This window comes from Allokutzneria multivorans, from assembly GCF_039537405.1.
Classification (GTDB): domain Bacteria; phylum Actinomycetota; class Actinomycetes; order Mycobacteriales; family Pseudonocardiaceae; genus Allokutzneria; species Allokutzneria multivorans.
Genome location: NZ_BAABAL010000006.1, coordinates 1 through 17,108, shown reverse-complemented (window position 1 = coordinate 17,108; position 17,108 = coordinate 1). Strand labels below are relative to the sequence as shown.

The following is a 17,108-nucleotide window of genomic DNA, read 5'->3' as shown; positions in this document are numbered from 1 at the left end:
CACACGACACCCGAGGGGGCCGGCGCCCGGCCCTCGCGACCGCGGGGTGTGAAACCGGACCTCCGGTTCCACGCACCGAGGAAGCACCAGGGGCGGATGCCCGGCCCACCGAGGTAAGCGGACGCGGACGCCGCGTTCGTGAGGGAGTTGCCGTGACAGCACGACGTTCCCAGGCGCAGGCGAACAACAGTTCCTCCAACACTTCCAGGACCACACCGAAGCAGGACGGGGCCGAAGGCGCCGTCCCCAAGCGCACCTATGTGATCGACACTTCGGTGCTCCTGTCCGATCCCTGGGCGATAACCCGCTTCGCCGAGCACGCGGTCGTCCTGCCGCTCGTCGTCGTCGGGGAGTTGGAGGGAAAGCGACACCACCCCGAACTGGGCTGGTTCGCGAGAGAGGCGTTGCGCCTGCTCGACGAACTGCGGTTGCTGCACGGTCGACTGGACACCCCGGTGCCGGTCGGCGAGCAGGGCGGAGTCCTGCACGTCGAGCTCAACCACTCCGACCCCTCGGTGCTGCCGCAGGGGTTCCGCACCGATTCCAACGACGCCAGGATCCTGGCGTGCTCGCTGAACCTGGCGGCCGAGGGGCTGGCGGTCACGCTGGTCACCAAGGACATGCCGCTGCGGGTCAAGGCGGGTGCCGTCGGCCTGGACGCGGACGAGTACCGCGCCCAGGACGTGACGCCGTCGGGCTGGACCGGCATGGCCGACCTGGAGGTCGACCCCGGCACGATCGACTCGCTCTTCAAGGAGAGCGTGATCGACAACGACGAGGTCAGGAACATGCCGTGCCACACCGGCCTGCGGCTGCTCTCGGGCTCGGCGAGCGCACTGGCCAGGGTGACCCCGGAGAAGCGCGTGCGGCTGGTGCGCGGTGACCGGGAGGCCTTCGGCCTGCACGGCCGGTCGGCGGAACAGCGGATCGCGCTGGACCTGCTGCTGGACCCGGACATCGGCATCGTCTCGCTCGGCGGCCGGGCCGGAACCGGCAAGTCGGCGCTGGCGCTGTGCGCGGGTCTGGAGGCGGTGATGGAGCGCCGTCAGCACCGCAAGGTCGTGGTGTTCCGGCCCGTCTACGCGGTCGGCGGCCAGGAACTGGGTTACCTGCCCGGCTCCGAACTGGAGAAGATGCAGCCCTGGGCGCAGGCGGTCTTCGACACGCTCGGTTCCCTGGCGGGCAAGGACGTCATCGACGAGGTGATGGACCGCGGGATGCTCGAAGTGCTGCCGCTGACCCACATTCGCGGGCGGTCGCTGCACGACTCGTTCGTGATCGTGGACGAGGCGCAGTCCCTGGAGCGCAACGTGCTGCTCACGGTGCTGTCCCGGCTCGGCTCGGGGTCGCGGGTGGTGCTCACCCACGACGTCGCCCAGCGCGACAACCTCAGGGTCGGCCGCTACGACGGCATCGCGGCGGTGATCGAGAAGCTCAAGGGGCACCCGCTGTTCGCCCACGTCACGCTGACCCGCTCGGAGCGCTCGCCGATCGCGGCGCTGGTCACCGACCTCCTGGAGGGTGACATCATTTCCTGACGCACCAACGCGGAAGCGGCTCCCACCGGTACCGGTGGGAGCCGCTTCCGCGTTGTGTCACCAGCCTCCCGGCAGGGGGCGGCCCTCGGCGAAGCCCGCTGCGGACTGCACGCCGAGCACGGCGCGCTCGTGGAACTCCTCCAGCGTGTGCGCGCCCGCGTAGGTGCACGAGGAGCGCAGCCCGGAGCAGATCGAGTCGAGCAGGTCCTCGACGCTGGGCCGGTTCGGGTCCAAGCGCATCCGCGAGGTCGAGATGCCCTCCTCGAACAGCGCCTTGCGGGCCCGGTCGAAGGCGTTGTCGGTGCGGGTCCGCGCGCTGACGGCCCGCTTGGACGCCATGCCGAAGGACTCCTTGTACGCGCGCCCGGCCTCGTCGCGCAGCAGGTCACCCGGCGACTCGTAGGTGCCTGCGAACCAGGAACCGACCATCACCGACGCGGCACCGGCGGCCAGCGCCAGCGCGACGTCGCGCGGGTGCCGCACGCCGCCGTCCGCCCACACGTGCTTGCCGAGCCGCCGCGCCTGCGCCGAGCACTCCGCGACGGCGGAGAACTGCGGGCGGCCGACGCCGGTCATCATCCGCGTCGTGCACATGGCGCCCGGCCCCACGCCGACCTTGATCACGTCGGCGCCCGCGTCGACGAGGTCGCGCACGCCCTCCGCCGTCACCACGTTGCCCGCCACCACCGGCACGTCCGGGGCGGCCGAGCGCACCGCCTTGAGCGCGCTGATCATCTTCTCCTGGTGGCCGTGCGCGGTGTCCACGATCAGCGCGTCGACGCCCGCCTCCAGCAGTTCGCGGGCCTTCGCGGCCACGTCGCCGTTGACCCCGACGGCAGCGGCCACGCGCAGTCGGCCGTTCCCGTCGAGCGCGGGGCGGTAGATCTCCGCGCGCAGGGCGCTGACGCTCGTCAGGGCGCCCGCCAGCCTGCCGTCGGCGTCCACGGCGACGGCGAGCCGCCCGGAGCGGCCGTGCAGCGCCTCGAAGACCTCGCGCGGCGCGGTGTCCAGCGGCAGCGCGACGAGGTCGGAATCGGCCACCTCGCCGAGGCGGGTGAAGCGGTCCACCCCGGTGCAGGACTCCTCGGTGACGATGCCGACCGGGCGCTGCGCGTCGTCCACCACGACCACGGCGTGGTGGGCGCGCTTGGGCAGCAGGTTGACCGCGTCGGCGACGGCGTCGTGCGGGTGCAGCACGAGCGGGGTGTCCCAGACCGGGTGGCGGGCCTTGACCCACCCGACGATCTCGGCGACGGCTTCGGGGGAGACGTCCTGCGGCAGCACCACGAGGCCGCCGCGGCGGGCCACCGTCTCGGCCATCCTGCGGCCGGCGACGGCGGTCATGTTGGCGACCGCGATGGGGATCGTGGCCCCCGTGCCGTCCACAGTGGACAGATCGACGTCGAACCGCGACTCGACACCGGAGCGACCCGGTACGAGGAAGACGTCGTCGTAGGTCAGGTCGTAGCGGGGCTCATGCCCGTCGAGGAAGCGCACGAAGAGGTGAGCGTACTCGTGCGAGCGCCTTCTCGCCGTTGTCGCGAGCAAGCTCCTGCACGCCGGGTTCGCTGGTCTTCAAGTCCCCCGAACCCCCGGCCCCACGGTCTCCAACCACGACAAACCCTCGGCCGCATCGGGGTTGGGGGCGGTTGACGATGATCGACGAGGGGGTTTGCTGGCCTTGAAGACACCCGGCCTCGGCGAGCGCATTCTCGCCGTTGTCGCGAGCAAGCTCCTACGCGACGTGCGTTGGCACCGCCGGGACCGCGTACTGCGGCCGGTCGGCGGGCACCGAGTCCTGCTCGCACACGTCGAGCACGCGCAGCAGCGACCAGAGGACCGGGCCGTCCGGGCCGCGCGTCACGGTGCTCATGGCCTTGCCGTGCCGCTCGGCCTTGTCGTAGGCCTCCTCCGGCGAGGAGGCGTTGAGCACCAGGTCCATCCGCTCGTACTCGGGCTGGTGGCCCTCGTGATCGGAGGAGGAGACCAGTACGACGACCGCGCGGTAGCTGGATGTGCCACTCATCAGGCTCATGCCGTCCTCCTGATCACGTTGTCGCGTGGGCAAGGATGGTGCCAGCAGCCCTTGCCACCGGCATTTGCAGGTCGACCTTGATGATCACGCCGGACTCGACCACCTCGACCCGTGGCCGGTCAGGCTCGCCGTCGGCCGCACCGACGCCGATGAGTCCGGTGCCAATGAGTCCGGCGCCGATGAGCACCGCCCCGAGGACCGCGATCGGGACGAGCCTGGTCATCCCCGCCCCCGGCCCAGGGAGATGTCGCCCGCCCCCGCGACGACGCGGACGGAGCGCTCGCTGGTCGCGTCGTTGTCGACGCTGGAGCTGAGATCACCGCTGTCCGTGCGCACGTCGAGCCGGTAGCGCTCCTGGCCCGCGGGCAGGTCGACCCGCGCGTCGCCGTGCGCCAGCTGGAAGTCGACCTTGGTGGGCGGTGCGGAGAACGTCGCCCGGAGGTCGCCGTTCTCGGTCTTCGCCTCGACCTGAGCACCGCTGAGCCCGTCGAGGAAGATGTCGCCGTCCTTCACGGTGAGCTTGAGGGTGCCGGTCGCCCGGTCCACCCGGAGGTCGCCGTGATCGGAGCTCGCCTCGGCCTGGGGGCCGGTCAGCCCGGTGAGCGAGACGTCGCCGTCCCGCGTGGCGATCTTGAGGCTCCCGGCGGCCTGGTCGACGCGGACGTCGCCGTGCTCCACCTTGAGATCCAGCGCTCCGTCCAGCCGCTCCGCTCGTGCGTCGCCGTCCACGACGGTCACCACCAGGTTCACCTTCGGCGGGACCTTGACGACGTAGCGGTTGTCGCAGGCGCCGCGCACGGTCTCCCGGCAGCCGTCGTCCAGCCACAGGTCGGAGTTCTCCAGTGCGAGCCGGTTGGTGCGCTGGACGCCCCCGCCGATCCGGTGCCGGGTGACCTCCAGGGACTTCTCCGAGCCCGGCTCGAAGCTGATGTCGCCCTTGTCCTGCACGTGCACGCGCAGCTCGGGACCGGGGAACTGGAACGTCGTCGTCGCGGGGGGCTCCGCGCCGTTCATCTGCGGCCGCGTGTCGCACGCGACCAGCGCGAGCGCTCCCACAGCCACCGCGACCGCGGTCATGGCCCCCCTGGTGCGTGCCACGTGATCCTCCTGCGCATGGGCTGGTCTCCGTCGTCGACAACTCTGCCCGCCGAGCACGCCCGGCGGGATCAGGGAAGCCCCCGATCCTGTGCGGGGGTTTCCCGTACCCCCGACCGAGGTGGGTCAGCCGCCGACGAGGAGGGCTCGGACCGCGTCGATGGTGTCGGCGTCGGCCGGGTCCTTGTCCGGTCGGTAGCGCAGCACCCGCGCGAAGCGCAGCGCGACTCCACCGGGGTAGCGCGAGCTGACCTGGGCGCCGTCCAGCTCGATCTCCACCACCAGTTCCGGCCGCAGGTGCACGGTGTGGTCGTCCCTGCCCGCCTCCCGTTCTTGGAACTCCGCCGTCTGCCAGGCCAGCAGCTCGTCGGTGAGCCCCTTGAAGGTCTTGCCGACCATGATCGGCGGCCCGCCGTCCGGATCGCGCGCGCCGAGGTGCAGGTTGGACAGGAAGCCGGTGCGCCTGCCGTGCCCCCACTCCGCCGCCAGCACGACCAGGTCGAGCGTGTGCACCGGCTTCACCTTCTGCCACGCCTTGCCGCGCCTGCCCGCCGCGTAGCCGGAGTCCAGCGCCTTGACCATCACGCCCTCGTGCCCGGCCGCGAGCGCGTCGTCCAGCAGCGCCGACGCTTCTTCCGCCGTGGGGTCCACTGTGGACGGTATTCGGTGCTCGCCAGCGACTTTGTCCAGCGCCACCAAGCGTTCCCGCAGCGGTGCGTCCAGCAGGTCGACGCCGTCCAGGTGCAGCACGTCGAAGAAGTACGGGCGCAGCAACAACTCTCGCGGGTCCGTCGCGCCGAACCGGCTCATCGTCTCCTGGAACGGACGCGGCCTGCCGTCGTCGGTCAGCGCGAGCGTCTCGCCGTCCAGCACGACCGAACGGCACGGCAGTCCCCGCACGAGTTCGACCAGTTCTGGGACGCTCGCGGTGATCTCGCGCAGGGTCCGCGTGTAGACGTGCACCTCCTCGCCGTCGCGGTGCACCTGGATGCGCGCGCCGTCGAGCTTGTACTCCACGCTGGACGAGCCCTGGTCGGTGACGGCCGCGTCCAGCGACTCGGCGGGCGAGGCCAGCATCGGTCGCACCGGCCTGCCGAGCCGCAAACGGAACGCGGCCAGGCCCGCCTCGCCCTCGGCGCGTGCCGCAACCGCTGTCGCCACAAGGTCTCCACTGAGCATCAGTGCCCGCCGCACGGCTTCGGCGGGCACTTCGTGGGCGGCGGCCACCGCGTCCACCATGACGCCCTCCAGCGCGCCTTGGCGCAGCTCGCCGACGAGCAGGCGGAACAGGAACTGTTGCTCCGCCTGGGTCGCGCGCGAGAACAGCTCCGTCAGCAGGACCCGTCTTCGCTCCGTCGAGCCCTTGCCGGAGACCTCGGCGATGCGGTCCAGATAACTGTCCACATCGGACAGTGACAGGCTCGGCCCCGGCGCCGGCGGCACCTCCAGCTCGGACAGCTGGCGCCAGCCGACGCCGATCTTCCCCTGGCGTGGCACGCCGATCAGCAGCGCGACGACCAGCCCGGCGAAGGCGGGGCTGAGCGCCGCGCGCAGGAGATCGGCGAGCGCGCTGGTCTTCGCGCGGCGGGAGCGGGTGGCGCCCACCGCCGCTGACGTGGTGACGACCTCGGCGAGCAACATGGACCCATCATGAATCGGGGGTCTGACACTCTGCCTCGCTCAGCCGTCAGCCGTTCGGGTTGTTTCCGAGCGCTTCTCCCATTTCTGCCACTGCCGCACGGAGTCGATCGGGGCTCAGCGCCGCGTAGCCGAGCACGAGCCCCGGGTACGGCGAGGGCAGTCCCCACGAGTGCTTCGACAGCGCCAGCGCGTGGATTCCCCTTGCCGCCAAACGATCTTGGGCCTCGTCGTCGTCCATCCGCTCCGGCAGCCGGACGACCAGGTGCAGCCCGGCCGCGATGCCCACGACCTCCCAGGACGGGAAGTGCGCGCGGATCGCGGACAGCAGTGCGTCCCGCCGCTCCCGGTAGACGAGCCGGGTCCGCCGCAGGTGCCGGTCGTATCCGCCTTCGCGCAGGAACCGTGCGAACGTCGCCTGAGGCAGGGGACCACAACCCAAGTCGTGCATGAGCTTCCGTGTCACCAGCGCCTGTGTGATGGGGCTCGGCGCGACGAGCCACCCCAGGCGCAGCGCGGGCGCGAGGGTCTTGCTGACGCTGCCGAGGTACACCACGCGCGCGGGGTCCATCGCCTGCATCGCGCCCACTGCGGGCCGGTCGTAGCGGTGTTCGGCGTCGTAGTCGTCCTCGATCACCACGCCATCGCGCGCACGCGCCCACGCGAGCAATGCGTGCCGCCTTTCCGGGCTCAGTGCGACACCGAGCGGAAACTGATGCGCGGAAGTCACAAGCGCCACACGGCAGTCCGTGGCCTCAAGGTCCGCCACACGTAGTCCGTGCTCGTCCACGGCGATCGGGACCGGATTCAAGCCGTGTGAGCGCAGGAGGTTTGCCTGCCCCTCGTGGCTCGGATGCTCGACCGCGATGCTCGTGTGTCCGTTGCGGTGCAAGACGTTTGCGAGCAACGCCATGCCCTCGGAAGCTCCGTGCGTGATCAGCACGTCGTTCGGCGTTGCGACCACGGAACGAACACGGCCCAAATAGCCGACTAGCTCCTCACGAAGCTCGGCAAGCCCTGCGGGGTCTGGATACCCCAACGCGGCATCAGGTAGTTCGGCGAGCGAGGACCTCGCAGCGGCCAACCATGCGGCTCTGGGAAACATGCCTAACGCGGGTAGTCCAGAGCGCAAGTCGTAGCGCCACTGCCTTATAGGCGCGGCCGGAGCGTCCTGTGGTGTCACGGCCGTGTTCACCGCGTTAGCGACACGGGTCCCCGAACCGCGCTTGCTGATCAGATAGCCCTCTGCGATCAACTGTTCGTACGCGGCGGTCACGGTGCCGCGCGAGACACCGAGTTGCGTCGCCAGATCTCGGCTCGACGGCAGCCTGGTGCCCGCGCGCAGGCCTCCTGAGCGCACTGCCGCTCGAAGTGCACGCTCGGTCGCCCGCGCCGAGCCGTCCAGGGCCGGGAGCAGCAGTTCTCGTAAAGTGGTCCAGTTCTGCGCCATTAAAGTGGAGCTTAATCCTGGACCACTTCGGTTGCAGGCTGATCGCATGACACGTTCTCGGACCAGCGGAGTGCTCGCCGGAGTCGCGACCGCCGTGCTGCTCGGCAGCATGGTGCCGGTGACCGCACTGCTCGCTCACTATCCGTTGTTCCCGGCCCAGGCCATCCGCTACGCCATCGCGGCACTTCTGTTGCTCACCTTCATGGTGCTGCGCCGAAGGCCGTTACCGCGCCCGTCAGTCCGCGATGTGCTCGCGCTGATCGCCACTGCGGTGACCGGAATGGTCGGCTTCAGCGCTGCGGTGCTCTACGCACAGGATTACGCAGAAGGCGGTTTCGTCGCCGCTGTCATCGGTGGCAGCCCACTAGTGGTCGCGATCGCCGCGCCGCTGCTTGTAAGACAACGTCCGGTCGCGAAGGCGGTCTCTGGGGCCGCACTTGTGGTGCTGGGCGTGGCGATCCTGACCGGCGGAGGTGCGTGGCACGGGCCGGGGCTCGTCCTCGCGCTGCTCGCGATGCTTGGTGAAGCGTCCTTCACGCTGTTCGCGGTCGGAGCCATCGCGCGGCTCGGAGTCGTTGCTGTATCGGCGTATTCGTGCGTAGTGGCCGCGATCGGCTCCGCGTTCATCGGACTGTGGAGCAGTTGGCCGATGCCTACAGGCGCCGAACTGTTCGCGATCCTGTTCCTCGCGGTGATGGTGACTGCGGTCGCGTTCGTTGTTTGGTACTACTGCGTTTCCGTGCTCGGCGCAGCGAACGCGGCGGTGATGGTCGGACTGGTACCGGTGTTCGGTCTGCTCGCCACGGTCGCGCTCGGCAGACAGGAGTTCACCGCGGTCGCGGTGCTCGGCGCGCTCGTCGTGGCGACGGGGTGCGTGGTCGGCCTCCGCACGTCACGCACCCCGTCTGACGTCAGTGACCGCCGCGAGCCATCCGAAGAACATCCAGAGCTTCGTCCAGCTGCGCCTCTGTGATCCGTCCGTCGGAGACGTGTCCGCGCTCCACCACGACCTCGCGGATCGTCTTGCGCTCCTTCAAGGACTGCTTCGCGATGCTGGCCGCCTCCTCGTAGCCGAGGTAGCGGTTCAGCGGCGTGACGATCGACGGCGAGGACTCCGCGTACTCCCGCGTGCGCTCGACGTCCGGCTCCGCGCCTTCAAGGACCTTGTCCGCCAACAACGTCGCGACGGAGGCGAGCAGGCGCGTCGACTCCAGCACGTTGCGCGCCATCACAGGCATCATCACGTTGAGCTCGAAGTTGCCCTGCGTCCCGGAGAAGGCGACGGTGGCGTCGTTGCCGATCACCTGCGCCGCCACCATCATCGTCGCCTCGCAGATCACCGGGTTCACCTTCCCCGGCATGATCGACGAACCCGGCTGGAGGTCGGGAAGGGCCAGCTCGGCGAGGCCGGTGCGCGGCCCGCTGCCCATCCACCGCAGATCGTTGGCGACCTTGAACAGGCTCACCGCGACCGTGCGGAGCTGGCCGGAGGCCTCCACCAGGCCGTCCCGCGAGCCCTGCGCCTCGAAGTGGTCGGGGGCCTCGCGCACGTCCAGCCCGGTGCGCTCGACCAGCTCCGCGACCACGGCGGCCCCGAATCCGTCCGGCGTGTTCAGCCCGTTGCCCACGGCCGTGCCGCCGATCGCGAGCTGGCCGAGCCGGGGCACGGACTCGCGCAGCCGCTCGATGCCGTGGCGGACCTGGGTGGCCCACGCGCCGACCTCCTGGCCCAGCGTCACCGGGACGGCGTCCATCAGGTGCGTGCGGCCTGCCTTGACGATCTCGGCCCAGTCCTGCGCGCGGCGCTCCAACGTGGTCAGGAGGTGGCCCAGGGACGGCAGCAGCTCGGCCGTGACCGCCTCGGTCGCCGCGAGGTGGATCGTCGTGGGGAAGACGTCGTTGGACGACTGGGAGGCGTTGACGTGGTCGTTGGGGTGCACGTCCTGCCCGAGCGCGCGTGTGGCCAGCGTCGCGATGACCTCGTTGGCGTTCATGTTGGAGGACGTGCCGGAGCCGGTCTGGAAGACGTCGACGGGGAAGTGCTCGTCGTGCAGGCCCTCCGCGACCTCGTCCGCCGCAGTGGCGATGGCCTCGGCAAGGTCGGCGTCGAGTACGCCGAGCCGCCCGTTCACCCGCGCGCACGCGGCTTTGACCAGGCCGAGCGCCCGGATCTGCGCCCGCTCCAGACCCCGGCCGGAGATCGGGAAGTTCTCCACCGCGCGCTGCGTCTGCGCGCGCCACAGCGCCTGCGCGGGGACTCGCACCTCGCCCATCGTGTCGTGCTCGATCCGGTACTCGTGCTCAGCCATACCCGCAGTGTTCTCCGATCGTCTTGAGTGGGCAGCGTGAGGAGCAGCACGTACTGTCGGATCGCATGGACACCGATCTGCTGATCGTCGGTGCGGGACCCACGGGGCTGTTCGCCGCCTACTACGCGGGTTTCCGGGATCTGAGGGTCGCGCTCGTCGACTCGTTGCCCGAGCCGGGCGGTCAGGTCACCGCCATGTACCCGGAGAAGATGATCTACGACGTGGCCGGGTTCCCCGCCGTGCGCGGGCGCGACCTGATCTCCGGCCTCGTCGAGCAGGCGGCGCAGTACGAACCGGCCTACCTGCTCGGCCGCAAGGCGCGAACACTGTCCGATGTGGACGGTCGGCTGCTCGTCGGGATGGCGGACGGCAGCTCGGTTTCGACGCGTGCGGTCCTGGTCACCGCAGGGCTCGGCGAGTTCAAGCCGCGACCGTTGCCAGCGGGGGAGCGCGGCGTCGTGTACTTCGTCCCGGAGCTGGCAGTCCACAGTGGACAGGACGTGGTGATCGTCGGCGGTGGGGACTCGGCGTTCGACTGGGCGCTCGCGCTGCACCCGATCGCGCGCAGCGTCACGATCGTGCACCGCAGAGCGGTTTTCCGGGCTCATCAGGCAACAGTGCGCCAGGTGGGCGAACTGGGCGTGCCGATCATCGTCGACACCGAGGTGACCGAGCTCGTCGGTGATCCCCTCGCGTCGGTGCGGCTCAGGGCCAAGAGCGGTGAGACCTCGGAGCTGCCCGCGCAAGCCGTCGTCGCCGCGCTCGGGTTCACCGCCGACCTCGGCCCGATCGAGACGTGGGGGCTCGCGCTGGACAAGCGCACCGTGCTCACCGACTCCACAGGGAAGACCTCGCGCCCGCTCGTCTACGCGGCCGGAGATGTCGCCCAGTACCAAGGAAAAGTCCGTCTCATCGCCACGGGCTTCGGCGAGGCGGCGACGGCGGTGAACAACATCGCGGTCGCGCTCGACCCCGCCGCGCACCTGTTCCCCGGGCACTCCAGCAACATGTGAAAGGGCGCCTCCCGCGTGGGGAGACGCCCTTCCGAAGTGTTGCCGCGCTTACGGAACGACCTGGACCGTGTCGCCGTAGCCGAGGTAGCTGAAGTACTTCTGCGAGGCCGCGGGCGAAAGGTGGATGCACCCGTGCGAGGTCTGGCGCAGGCTGCCCTGGTGGAAGGCGATGCCGCCGTTGAAGAACACCGAGTTCGGCATCGGCGCGTTGTTGAAGATGCTGCTCTTGTGGTTCTTGTTCTTGTGGAACACCTTGAAGGTGCCCGGCGGCGTCCGGTAACCCTTGCGCCCGTGGGTGATCGGCACAGGCCCGTAGACGACCTTGCCGTTGTCCATCAGCCAGGACTTGTTCGCCGAGAGGTCGATGCACGCCTTCGCCGCGACGTTGGTGCACGGCGCCTCGGCCGTGGGCTTCGGCTCGGGCTTGGGGTCCGGCTTCGGCTTGGGCTTCTCCGACGAGGTCGGCGGCGTGGTCGTCGTCGGCTGGGTGGTGGTGGGCTGCGTCGTCGTCGTCGTCGGAGCCGTCGTCGTCGGCTGGACGCTCGAGGAGCTGGGGATCGGCTGTTGCTGCGCGGCGTTCTGCACGTCGCTCGTGCCGCCGCAGGCTGTCAGCAGCAGCCCCGCCGCTGTCAGCGTCGCCATGGCCATCACGGTCTTGCGCACGTACACGTCGCACCCCCAAGGTCTGCCGGAACCGGCACCACGAGCCGCACTTGTTGGCTCGTATTCCATGACGCGACTCATCCGGCCTTGGTTGCCTTCACGGGAGATTTACCCGAAATGATCAATCAGCAAACCGGAAATGGGCTGGGGCCCGCCGCAGGGTTGCGGGCCCCAGCCGTCCGTGTGGCCCTACCGGATCGATCCCAGCTGCTGGTTGATCCAGTCGCGGTGACTGGTCACGTCGCTGTAGATCGTGTCGCCCGAGGTGCAGCGCAGGCTCTGCCCGCGACTGGTCGCCCCGGCCAGCCGCCACGCGCCGTCGGCCTTGAGCAGCGCGGGCCCGCCGGAATCGCCGAAGCAGGCGCTGGCGGTGTTGTTCGGCGCGTCCACGCACAGTTCGTGCTGCGCGTCGAAGGGGATCGCCGAGCAGGAACTGTCAGATTCGATCTTGGTGTTCAACTCCTGGAGCGTCACCGGCGGCTGACCGCAGCCGCGCTCGGGGCAGGTCAGGCCCCAGCCGATGATCCTGGCGGCCGTCTGCGCGTCCGGTGAGGCGTCGGCGATCTTGACGGGCTCCGCGCTGACCGGCGCGCTCAGGTGCACGACGGCGATGTCGTTCCAGCCCAGGAAGACCGGGATGTACCAGGGGTGCTGGACGAACTTGTCCGCCCCGACCAGCTCACCGCCGCCGGTGCGGCTGGTGCTGCCGATGCGGAACTGGTAGTCGGCCGGGTTCTGCTGGGCCACGCAGTGCGCGGCGGTGACCAGCCACTGCGGTGCGATCAGGGAGGCCCCGCAGCGGTGCGCGCCGGTGGCCTTGGCCTGCATCGACGCCATGAACGAGTAGGCCTCGGTGGCGTCACCGCCGCCGACGATCTTCGAACCCACGTCTCCTGCGGGAGTCGCGGCGGCCATTCCCTGGCCGAACAGGGTGACGGCGACGGCGGTCGCCGCGATGAGCAGAGAACGCATTTTCATGGTGTTCACGCCCCTTCCACCCCGGTGCCCTCAACCGGGATGAATGGAAAGTAAACGCTCGTTCCTAATTGGGTGGTACCGGCAAAAGGGGAATTGAATGCGTCGTCCCTCCAACGGCCCATAGCGCGGCCGTGATGGTCCGAACGCAGTAGAGGAGCGGCCCGCCGAAGTGCGACGGGCCGCCCGGTCATCACCGTTTCTAGACGGCGCCCGCGATACCGCTGATCCAGCTGCGGAAGGCGGGGACGTCCTCGTAGATCGACGGGCGGACGGCGCAGGTCGAGCCGCCACCGGAACGGCTGGTGGCGCCGATCAGCTGCCACTGGCCGCTGACCATCTTGATCTGCGGGCCGCCGGAGTCGCCGTAGCAGGCGCCCGCGGAGCCGCCGGGGTTGCTGGTGCAGATCTCCACCGAGCCGTAGATCCCGCTGCACGAGCCGTCGGCCACGATCGAGGTGTTCAGCTCCTGCAGGGTGACCGGCGCGCCGCAGCCGCCGGGGCTCGGGCAGGTCTGGCCCCAGCCGATGATGCGGGTCGCCGTTCCGACCGCCCCTGAGCTGGCCGCGACCTTGATCGGCGTCTGCGTCACCGAGCTGGCCAGGCGCACCAGCGCCATGTCGTAGCTCGGGTGGGTGTGGATCGCGGCCGCGCCGACGTAGCTGCCGCCACTGGTGCGGTTGGTGGTGCCGATCCTGGCGCGGATCGAGGCCGGGGTCTTGCCCTGGACGCAGTGCTTGGCCGTCACGACCCAGTTGGCCTTGATCAGCGAGCCGCCGCAGAAGTGCCCGCCCGAGGTGTTCTGCAGGGACACCATGAACGAGTAGGTCTGGGTCGCGTTGCCGCCGCCGACGATCATCGTGCCGACGTCGTCCGGGCCCGCGGGGGTGGCCCCCGCCGTCCCGGCCATGCCGAGCGCGGTGGCCGCGGTGGCGAGCAGACCGACGAGAAGTGCGCGAATCTTCACGGAAGTGCTCCTCTCGCCCCGGCGCCCTCTGCCGGAGCTGAGAATGAAGCTAGTGATCCACGACACGTTCCCAGTACCGCCTGATGGCAGCGTCCTGGATGTACAACTCCGTGGCACTCGGCGGCATAATTCCTCACCCTTTCACCAATTCGGATCAATGTTTCTGAGAACGCCAAGGAGCCCCTTTCCGTCGTGACGGAAAGGGGCTCCCGTGCTCGTTCTACAGGCCGCCGGTGTTCGAGGAGACCCAGCTGCGGTGAGCCGGGACGTCCACGTAGATCGACGGGCCGGTCGCGCAGATCGAGCTGCCGTTGCCGCTGCGGCTGGTCGCTCCGATCAGCGTCCAGTTGCCCGCGCTGCCCTTCACCTGCGGGCCGCCCGAGTCGCCGTAGCAGGCGCCCTGGTTGCCCGAGGTGTTGTCGGTGCAGATCTCGGCGGGGCCGTTGATGCCACGGCAGTCGCCGTCGGAGCGGATGGAGGTGTTCAGCTCCTTCAGGGTGATCGGCGCCGAGCCGGGGCCGCTGGCCACGGTCTGGCCCCAGCCCATGATCCGGGTCCTGGTGCCCACGGCGCCCGAGCTGTCCGCGATGGACACCGGGCGCTGCGTGGAGGATCCGGAGAGCTGGACGAGCGCCAGGTCGACGCTCGGGTGCAGCACGATCCGGCTCGCGCCCAGCACCTGACCGCCGCTGGTGCGGTTGGTGGTGCCGATGCGGGCCTGGATCGACGCGGCGCTGGTGCCCTGGACGCAGTGCTTGGCCGTCACGACCCAGTTGGCCTTGATCAGCGAACCGCCGCAGAAGTGCCCACCATTGCGCTGCAGGGACACCATGAACGAGTAGGTCTCGGTGGCGTTGCCGCCGCCGACGATCATGGTGCTGACATCGCCGTCCGGTGACGCGGCCGCGACACCGGGCAGGGAGAAGCCGCCGACCGCGGTGGCGGTCGCGGCCAGGAGACCGACGATCAGAGAACGAGTACGCACTGTTCTCTCTCCTTTCGCGCCTCCCGGCGCCCTCTGCCGGGAGGGTCACGAAAAGGTAAACAGCGCTCGCGTTCGTCCGGACACCTACTTTGGGCGGGGCTACCCACCGTCACCGGGAGGGGGTTCGGCCCCGCCGTCGCGGGGGACGGCGGGGCCGAGACTCAGCGGCGCGTCAGGCGCCGGTGTTCTGCGCGATCCAGTCCTTGAAGGTGGTCACGTCGACGTAGATCGACGGGCCGGTGGCGCAGGTCGGGTTGCCGTTGCCTGCCCGGCTGGTGGCGCCGATGAGCTGCCAGGTGCCGCCGACCTTCTTCACCTGCGGGCCGCCGGAGTCGCCGTAGCAGGCGCCGGAGTTGCCGCCGGGGTTGTCCGTGCAGATCTCCTGCGCGCCGGTGATGCCGGTGCAGGCGCTGTCCGGCCGGATCTTGGTGTCCAGCTCCTGCAGCTGCACGGGCACGTCGCCGCAGCCACGGGTCGGGCAGGTCAGGCCCCAGCCGATGATCCGGGTGTCCGTGCCGTCCGCGCCCGCCGAGTCGGCGACCGCGATGGTCTTCTCCTGCACCGGGCTGGCCAGCTTGACCAGCGCGATGTCGATGGAGGCGTGGGTGACGACCTTGGCGGCCTTCACCACGGTGCCCCCGGCGTTGTGGGTCTTGGTGCCGATCCGGAACTGCATGCCGGTGGCGCCGGAACCGACGCAGTGCTTGGCCGTGACGACCCAGTCGGCCTTGATCAGCGAAGCACCGCAGGAGTGCTTGCCGGAGCTCCCCTGAAGGGAAGCCATGAACGAGTAGTCCTCACTGGCGGGCTTGCCGCCGATGATGCGGGAAGAGACGTCGTCCTGTGGGGTTGCCGCCGCGACGGCGGGCAGGGTGAGACCGCCGATGGCGGTTGCTGCTGCGAGGACCCCGACGATCAGAGAACGAGTACGCACTGATCACTCCTCATTCCGCCCCTGGCGCCCTCTGCCAGGAGTCACAATGAGCGTGCTTCTTTAATCCTTTCGGGGTAACCCGCTGGAGGTATCCGCCCGAACGGACTTCCGGAGTGGACCGTTCGGGCCGGACACCTGCGCCCGTCAGGGCAGCGGCAGGGCCTCCTGGTCCTCGTCCTCAGCACGGTCGAAGTCGACCGAGGAGTACTCGCGCAGCTTGGTCAACCGGTGGTAACCGTCGATCAAGCGCACCGTGCCCGACTTGGAACGCATCACGATGGACTGCGTGGTGCAACCCCCCGAACGGTAGTGGACTCCACGGAGAAGGTCCCCGTCGGTGACGCCGGTCGCGCAGAAGAAGATGTTGTCGCCGCGCACGAGGTCGTCGGTGGTGAGCACCCGGTCCAGGTCGTGCCCCGCGTCGATGGCGCGCTGCCGCTCCTCGTCGTCCTTGGGCCACAGCCGCCCCTGGATCTCGCCGCCGACGCACTTCAGCGCGGCCGCGGCGATGATGCCCTCGGGGGTGCCGCCGATGCCCAGCAGCATGTCCACGCCGGTGTTCGACCTCGCGGCGGAGATCGCGCCCGCCACGTCGCCGTCGCTGACGAAGTGGATGCGCGCGCCCGCCCTGCGCACCTCGTCCACCAGCCGCTCGTGCCTCGGCCGGTCCAGGATGCAGACGGTCACGTCGGAGATGTCGGTGGACTTCGCCTTGGCCACCCTGCGGATGTTCTCCGCGACCGGCGCCTCCAGGTCCACCACGCCCGCGGCCTCCGGGCCCACCGCGAGCTTCTCCATGTAGAACACCGCGGACGGGTCGTACATCGCGCCGCGCTCGGCGACGGCCAGCACCGCGAGCGCGTTGGGCATGCCCTTGCTCATCAGCGTGGTGCCGTCGATCGGGTCGACCGCGACGTCGCAGTCGGGGCCGTCGCCGTTGCCGACCTCCTCGCCGTTGTAGAGCATGGGCGCCTCGTCCTTCTCGCCCTCGCCGATCACCACGACGCCGCGCATCGACACGGTGCCGATCAGCTTGCGCATGGCGTCGACGGCGGCTCCGTCACCCCGGTTCTTCTCGCCGCGCCCCACCCAGCGACCCGCTGCCATCGCGGCGGCCTCGGTGACCCTGACCAACTCAAGGGCGAGGTTGCGGTCGGGGGCTTCCCGACGACGGGCCGAACTGGTGCTCATATCGCGCCTCCCTGGTGGGTGCAGCGGATCTCCGTTGATCTGCCAGCGCGGTGGATCGAACACCGCGCACGAACGATCCTCGCAGATCAGACACCTTCCGAGTCAGCCGCGAACCAGGTGGTGGGCCCCGATGGTGACCAATCCAACACCCCTGTGGATAGCTCCCCCAGGTGTGGACAAACCTGTGGACAACTCCTCCCGGAGTGCCCACGGCGTCAGATGTCGCTGGAAGAATCGATTACGGGGGACCCCGGCTAGTTGTACTGGCCCGAGAGGTTGGGAACGCGGCTGGCGGGTGGTTGGCCGTTGAGTGCG

16 protein-coding genes are annotated in these 17,108 nt (G+C 69.8%); 3 read left to right on the top strand and 13 right to left on the bottom strand.

What is annotated here, in order from left to right; translation table 11 throughout:
* The first annotated feature begins 260 nt into the window (after positions 1–260).
* On the top strand, positions 261–1,538 hold the full coding sequence (phoH2, locus tag ABD798_RS09775; protein ID WP_344873953.1) for an RNA 5'-3' helicase PhoH2: 1,278 nt from the start codon (positions 261–263) through the stop codon (positions 1,536–1,538).
* 57 nt (positions 1,539–1,595) lie between these two features.
* On the opposite strand, the gene ABD798_RS09770 is transcribed toward phoH2, so the two are convergent.
* From ABD798_RS09770 to pdxR, 6 genes are all read right to left on the bottom strand, one after another.
* Positions 1,596–3,035 carry a GuaB1 family IMP dehydrogenase-related protein gene (locus tag ABD798_RS09770; protein ID WP_344872998.1) on the bottom strand — a complete coding sequence of 480 codons (1,440 nt, stop codon included), beginning with the start codon at positions 3,033–3,035 and terminating at the stop codon, positions 1,596–1,598.
* 238 nt (positions 3,036–3,273) lie between these two features.
* Positions 3,274–3,573 carry a DUF4288 domain-containing protein gene (locus ABD798_RS09765; protein ID WP_344872996.1) on the bottom strand — a complete coding sequence of 100 codons (300 nt, stop codon included), beginning with the start codon at positions 3,571–3,573 and terminating at the stop codon, positions 3,274–3,276.
* 13 nt (positions 3,574–3,586) lie between these two features.
* The gene (locus ABD798_RS09760) at positions 3,587–3,796 is read right to left on the bottom strand and encodes a hypothetical protein (RefSeq protein ID WP_344872994.1); all 210 of its coding nucleotides are present in this window, start codon (positions 3,794–3,796) and stop codon (positions 3,587–3,589) included.
* Positions 3,793–4,671: a DUF4097 family beta strand repeat-containing protein gene (locus ABD798_RS09755; RefSeq protein WP_344872992.1), complete on the bottom strand. Its 879-nt coding sequence runs from the start codon at positions 4,669–4,671 to the stop codon at positions 3,793–3,795. Before ABD798_RS09755 ends, ABD798_RS09760 begins: the two co-directional genes overlap by 4 nt.
* A 123-nt stretch (positions 4,672–4,794) precedes the next feature.
* A complete protein-coding gene (locus ABD798_RS09750; RefSeq protein WP_344872990.1) occupies positions 4,795–6,309 on the bottom strand; it encodes an ATP-dependent DNA ligase in 1,515 nt (504 codons plus the stop codon).
* A 46-nt stretch (positions 6,310–6,355) separates the two neighbouring features.
* Complete coding sequence (gene pdxR / locus ABD798_RS09745; protein WP_344872987.1) at positions 6,356–7,756, bottom strand: MocR-like pyridoxine biosynthesis transcription factor PdxR; 1,401 nt, start codon at positions 7,754–7,756, stop codon at positions 6,356–6,358.
* A 46-nt stretch (positions 7,757–7,802) separates the two neighbouring features.
* Between pdxR and ABD798_RS09740 the strand changes: the two genes are divergently transcribed.
* Complete coding sequence (locus ABD798_RS09740; protein ID WP_344872985.1) at positions 7,803–8,729, top strand: DMT family transporter; 927 nt, start codon at positions 7,803–7,805, stop codon at positions 8,727–8,729.
* On the opposite strand, the gene ABD798_RS09735 is transcribed toward ABD798_RS09740, so the two are convergent.
* Positions 8,668–10,065, bottom strand: a complete 1,398-nt coding sequence (locus ABD798_RS09735) for a class II fumarate hydratase (RefSeq protein WP_344872983.1) — start codon at positions 10,063–10,065, stop codon at positions 8,668–8,670. The two genes, ABD798_RS09740 and ABD798_RS09735, sit on opposite strands and share 62 nt — an antisense overlap.
* Before the next feature lie 65 nt (positions 10,066–10,130).
* Here ABD798_RS09735 and ABD798_RS09730 point away from each other — a divergent pair, with 65 nt between their 5' ends.
* Complete coding sequence (locus tag ABD798_RS09730; RefSeq protein ID WP_344872981.1) at positions 10,131–11,078, top strand: NAD(P)/FAD-dependent oxidoreductase; 948 nt, start codon at positions 10,131–10,133, stop codon at positions 11,076–11,078.
* 48 nt (positions 11,079–11,126) lie between these two features.
* On the opposite strand, the gene ABD798_RS09725 is transcribed toward ABD798_RS09730, so the two are convergent.
* The 6 genes from ABD798_RS09725 to glpX form a co-directional block, all read right to left on the bottom strand.
* Positions 11,127–11,747: a L,D-transpeptidase gene (locus ABD798_RS09725; protein WP_344872979.1), complete on the bottom strand. Its 621-nt coding sequence runs from the start codon at positions 11,745–11,747 to the stop codon at positions 11,127–11,129.
* Between the two features lie 183 nt (positions 11,748–11,930).
* Complete coding sequence (locus tag ABD798_RS09720; RefSeq protein WP_344873950.1) at positions 11,931–12,719, bottom strand: S1 family peptidase; 789 nt, start codon at positions 12,717–12,719, stop codon at positions 11,931–11,933.
* Positions 12,720–12,918: 199 nt separating this feature from the next.
* Positions 12,919–13,683: a S1 family peptidase gene (locus ABD798_RS09715; RefSeq protein ID WP_344872977.1), complete on the bottom strand. Its 765-nt coding sequence runs from the start codon at positions 13,681–13,683 to the stop codon at positions 12,919–12,921.
* A gap of 220 nt (positions 13,684–13,903) precedes the next feature.
* The gene (locus ABD798_RS09710) at positions 13,904–14,668 is read right to left on the bottom strand and encodes a S1 family peptidase (RefSeq protein WP_344872975.1); all 765 of its coding nucleotides are present in this window, start codon (positions 14,666–14,668) and stop codon (positions 13,904–13,906) included.
* 172 nt (positions 14,669–14,840) lie between these two features.
* Positions 14,841–15,602, bottom strand: coding sequence for a S1 family peptidase (locus ABD798_RS09705; RefSeq protein ID WP_344872973.1), 762 nt, complete (start codon positions 15,600–15,602; stop codon positions 14,841–14,843).
* Positions 15,603–15,746: 144 nt separating this feature from the next.
* Complete coding sequence (gene glpX, locus ABD798_RS09700; RefSeq protein ID WP_086819498.1) at positions 15,747–16,793, bottom strand: class II fructose-bisphosphatase; 1,047 nt, start codon at positions 16,791–16,793, stop codon at positions 15,747–15,749.
* Positions 16,794–17,108: the final 315 nt, after the last annotated feature.

Coding starts and splice junctions, on each gene's coding strand:
- ABD798_RS09765 (WP_344872996.1), bottom strand. CDS start 3,573: ATGAGCCTGATGAGTGGCACATCCAGCTACCGCGCGGTCGTCGTACTG.
- ABD798_RS09760 (WP_344872994.1), bottom strand. CDS start 3,796: ATGACCAGGCTCGTCCCGATCGCGGTCCTCGGGGCGGTGCTCATCGGC.
- ABD798_RS09750 (WP_344872990.1), bottom strand. CDS start 6,309: ATGTTGCTCGCCGAGGTCGTCACCACGTCAGCGGCGGTGGGCGCCACC.
- pdxR (WP_344872987.1), bottom strand. CDS start 7,756: ATGGCGCAGAACTGGACCACTTTACGAGAACTGCTGCTCCCGGCCCTG.
- ABD798_RS09740 (WP_344872985.1), top strand. CDS start 7,803: ATGACACGTTCTCGGACCAGCGGAGTGCTCGCCGGAGTCGCGACCGCC.
- ABD798_RS09735 (WP_344872983.1), bottom strand. CDS start 10,065: ATGGCTGAGCACGAGTACCGGATCGAGCACGACACGATGGGCGAGGTG.
- ABD798_RS09730 (WP_344872981.1), top strand. CDS start 10,131: ATGGACACCGATCTGCTGATCGTCGGTGCGGGACCCACGGGGCTGTTC.
- ABD798_RS09720 (WP_344873950.1), bottom strand. CDS start 12,719: ATGAAAATGCGTTCTCTGCTCATCGCGGCGACCGCCGTCGCCGTCACC.
- glpX (WP_086819498.1), bottom strand. CDS start 16,793: ATGAGCACCAGTTCGGCCCGTCGTCGGGAAGCCCCCGACCGCAACCTC.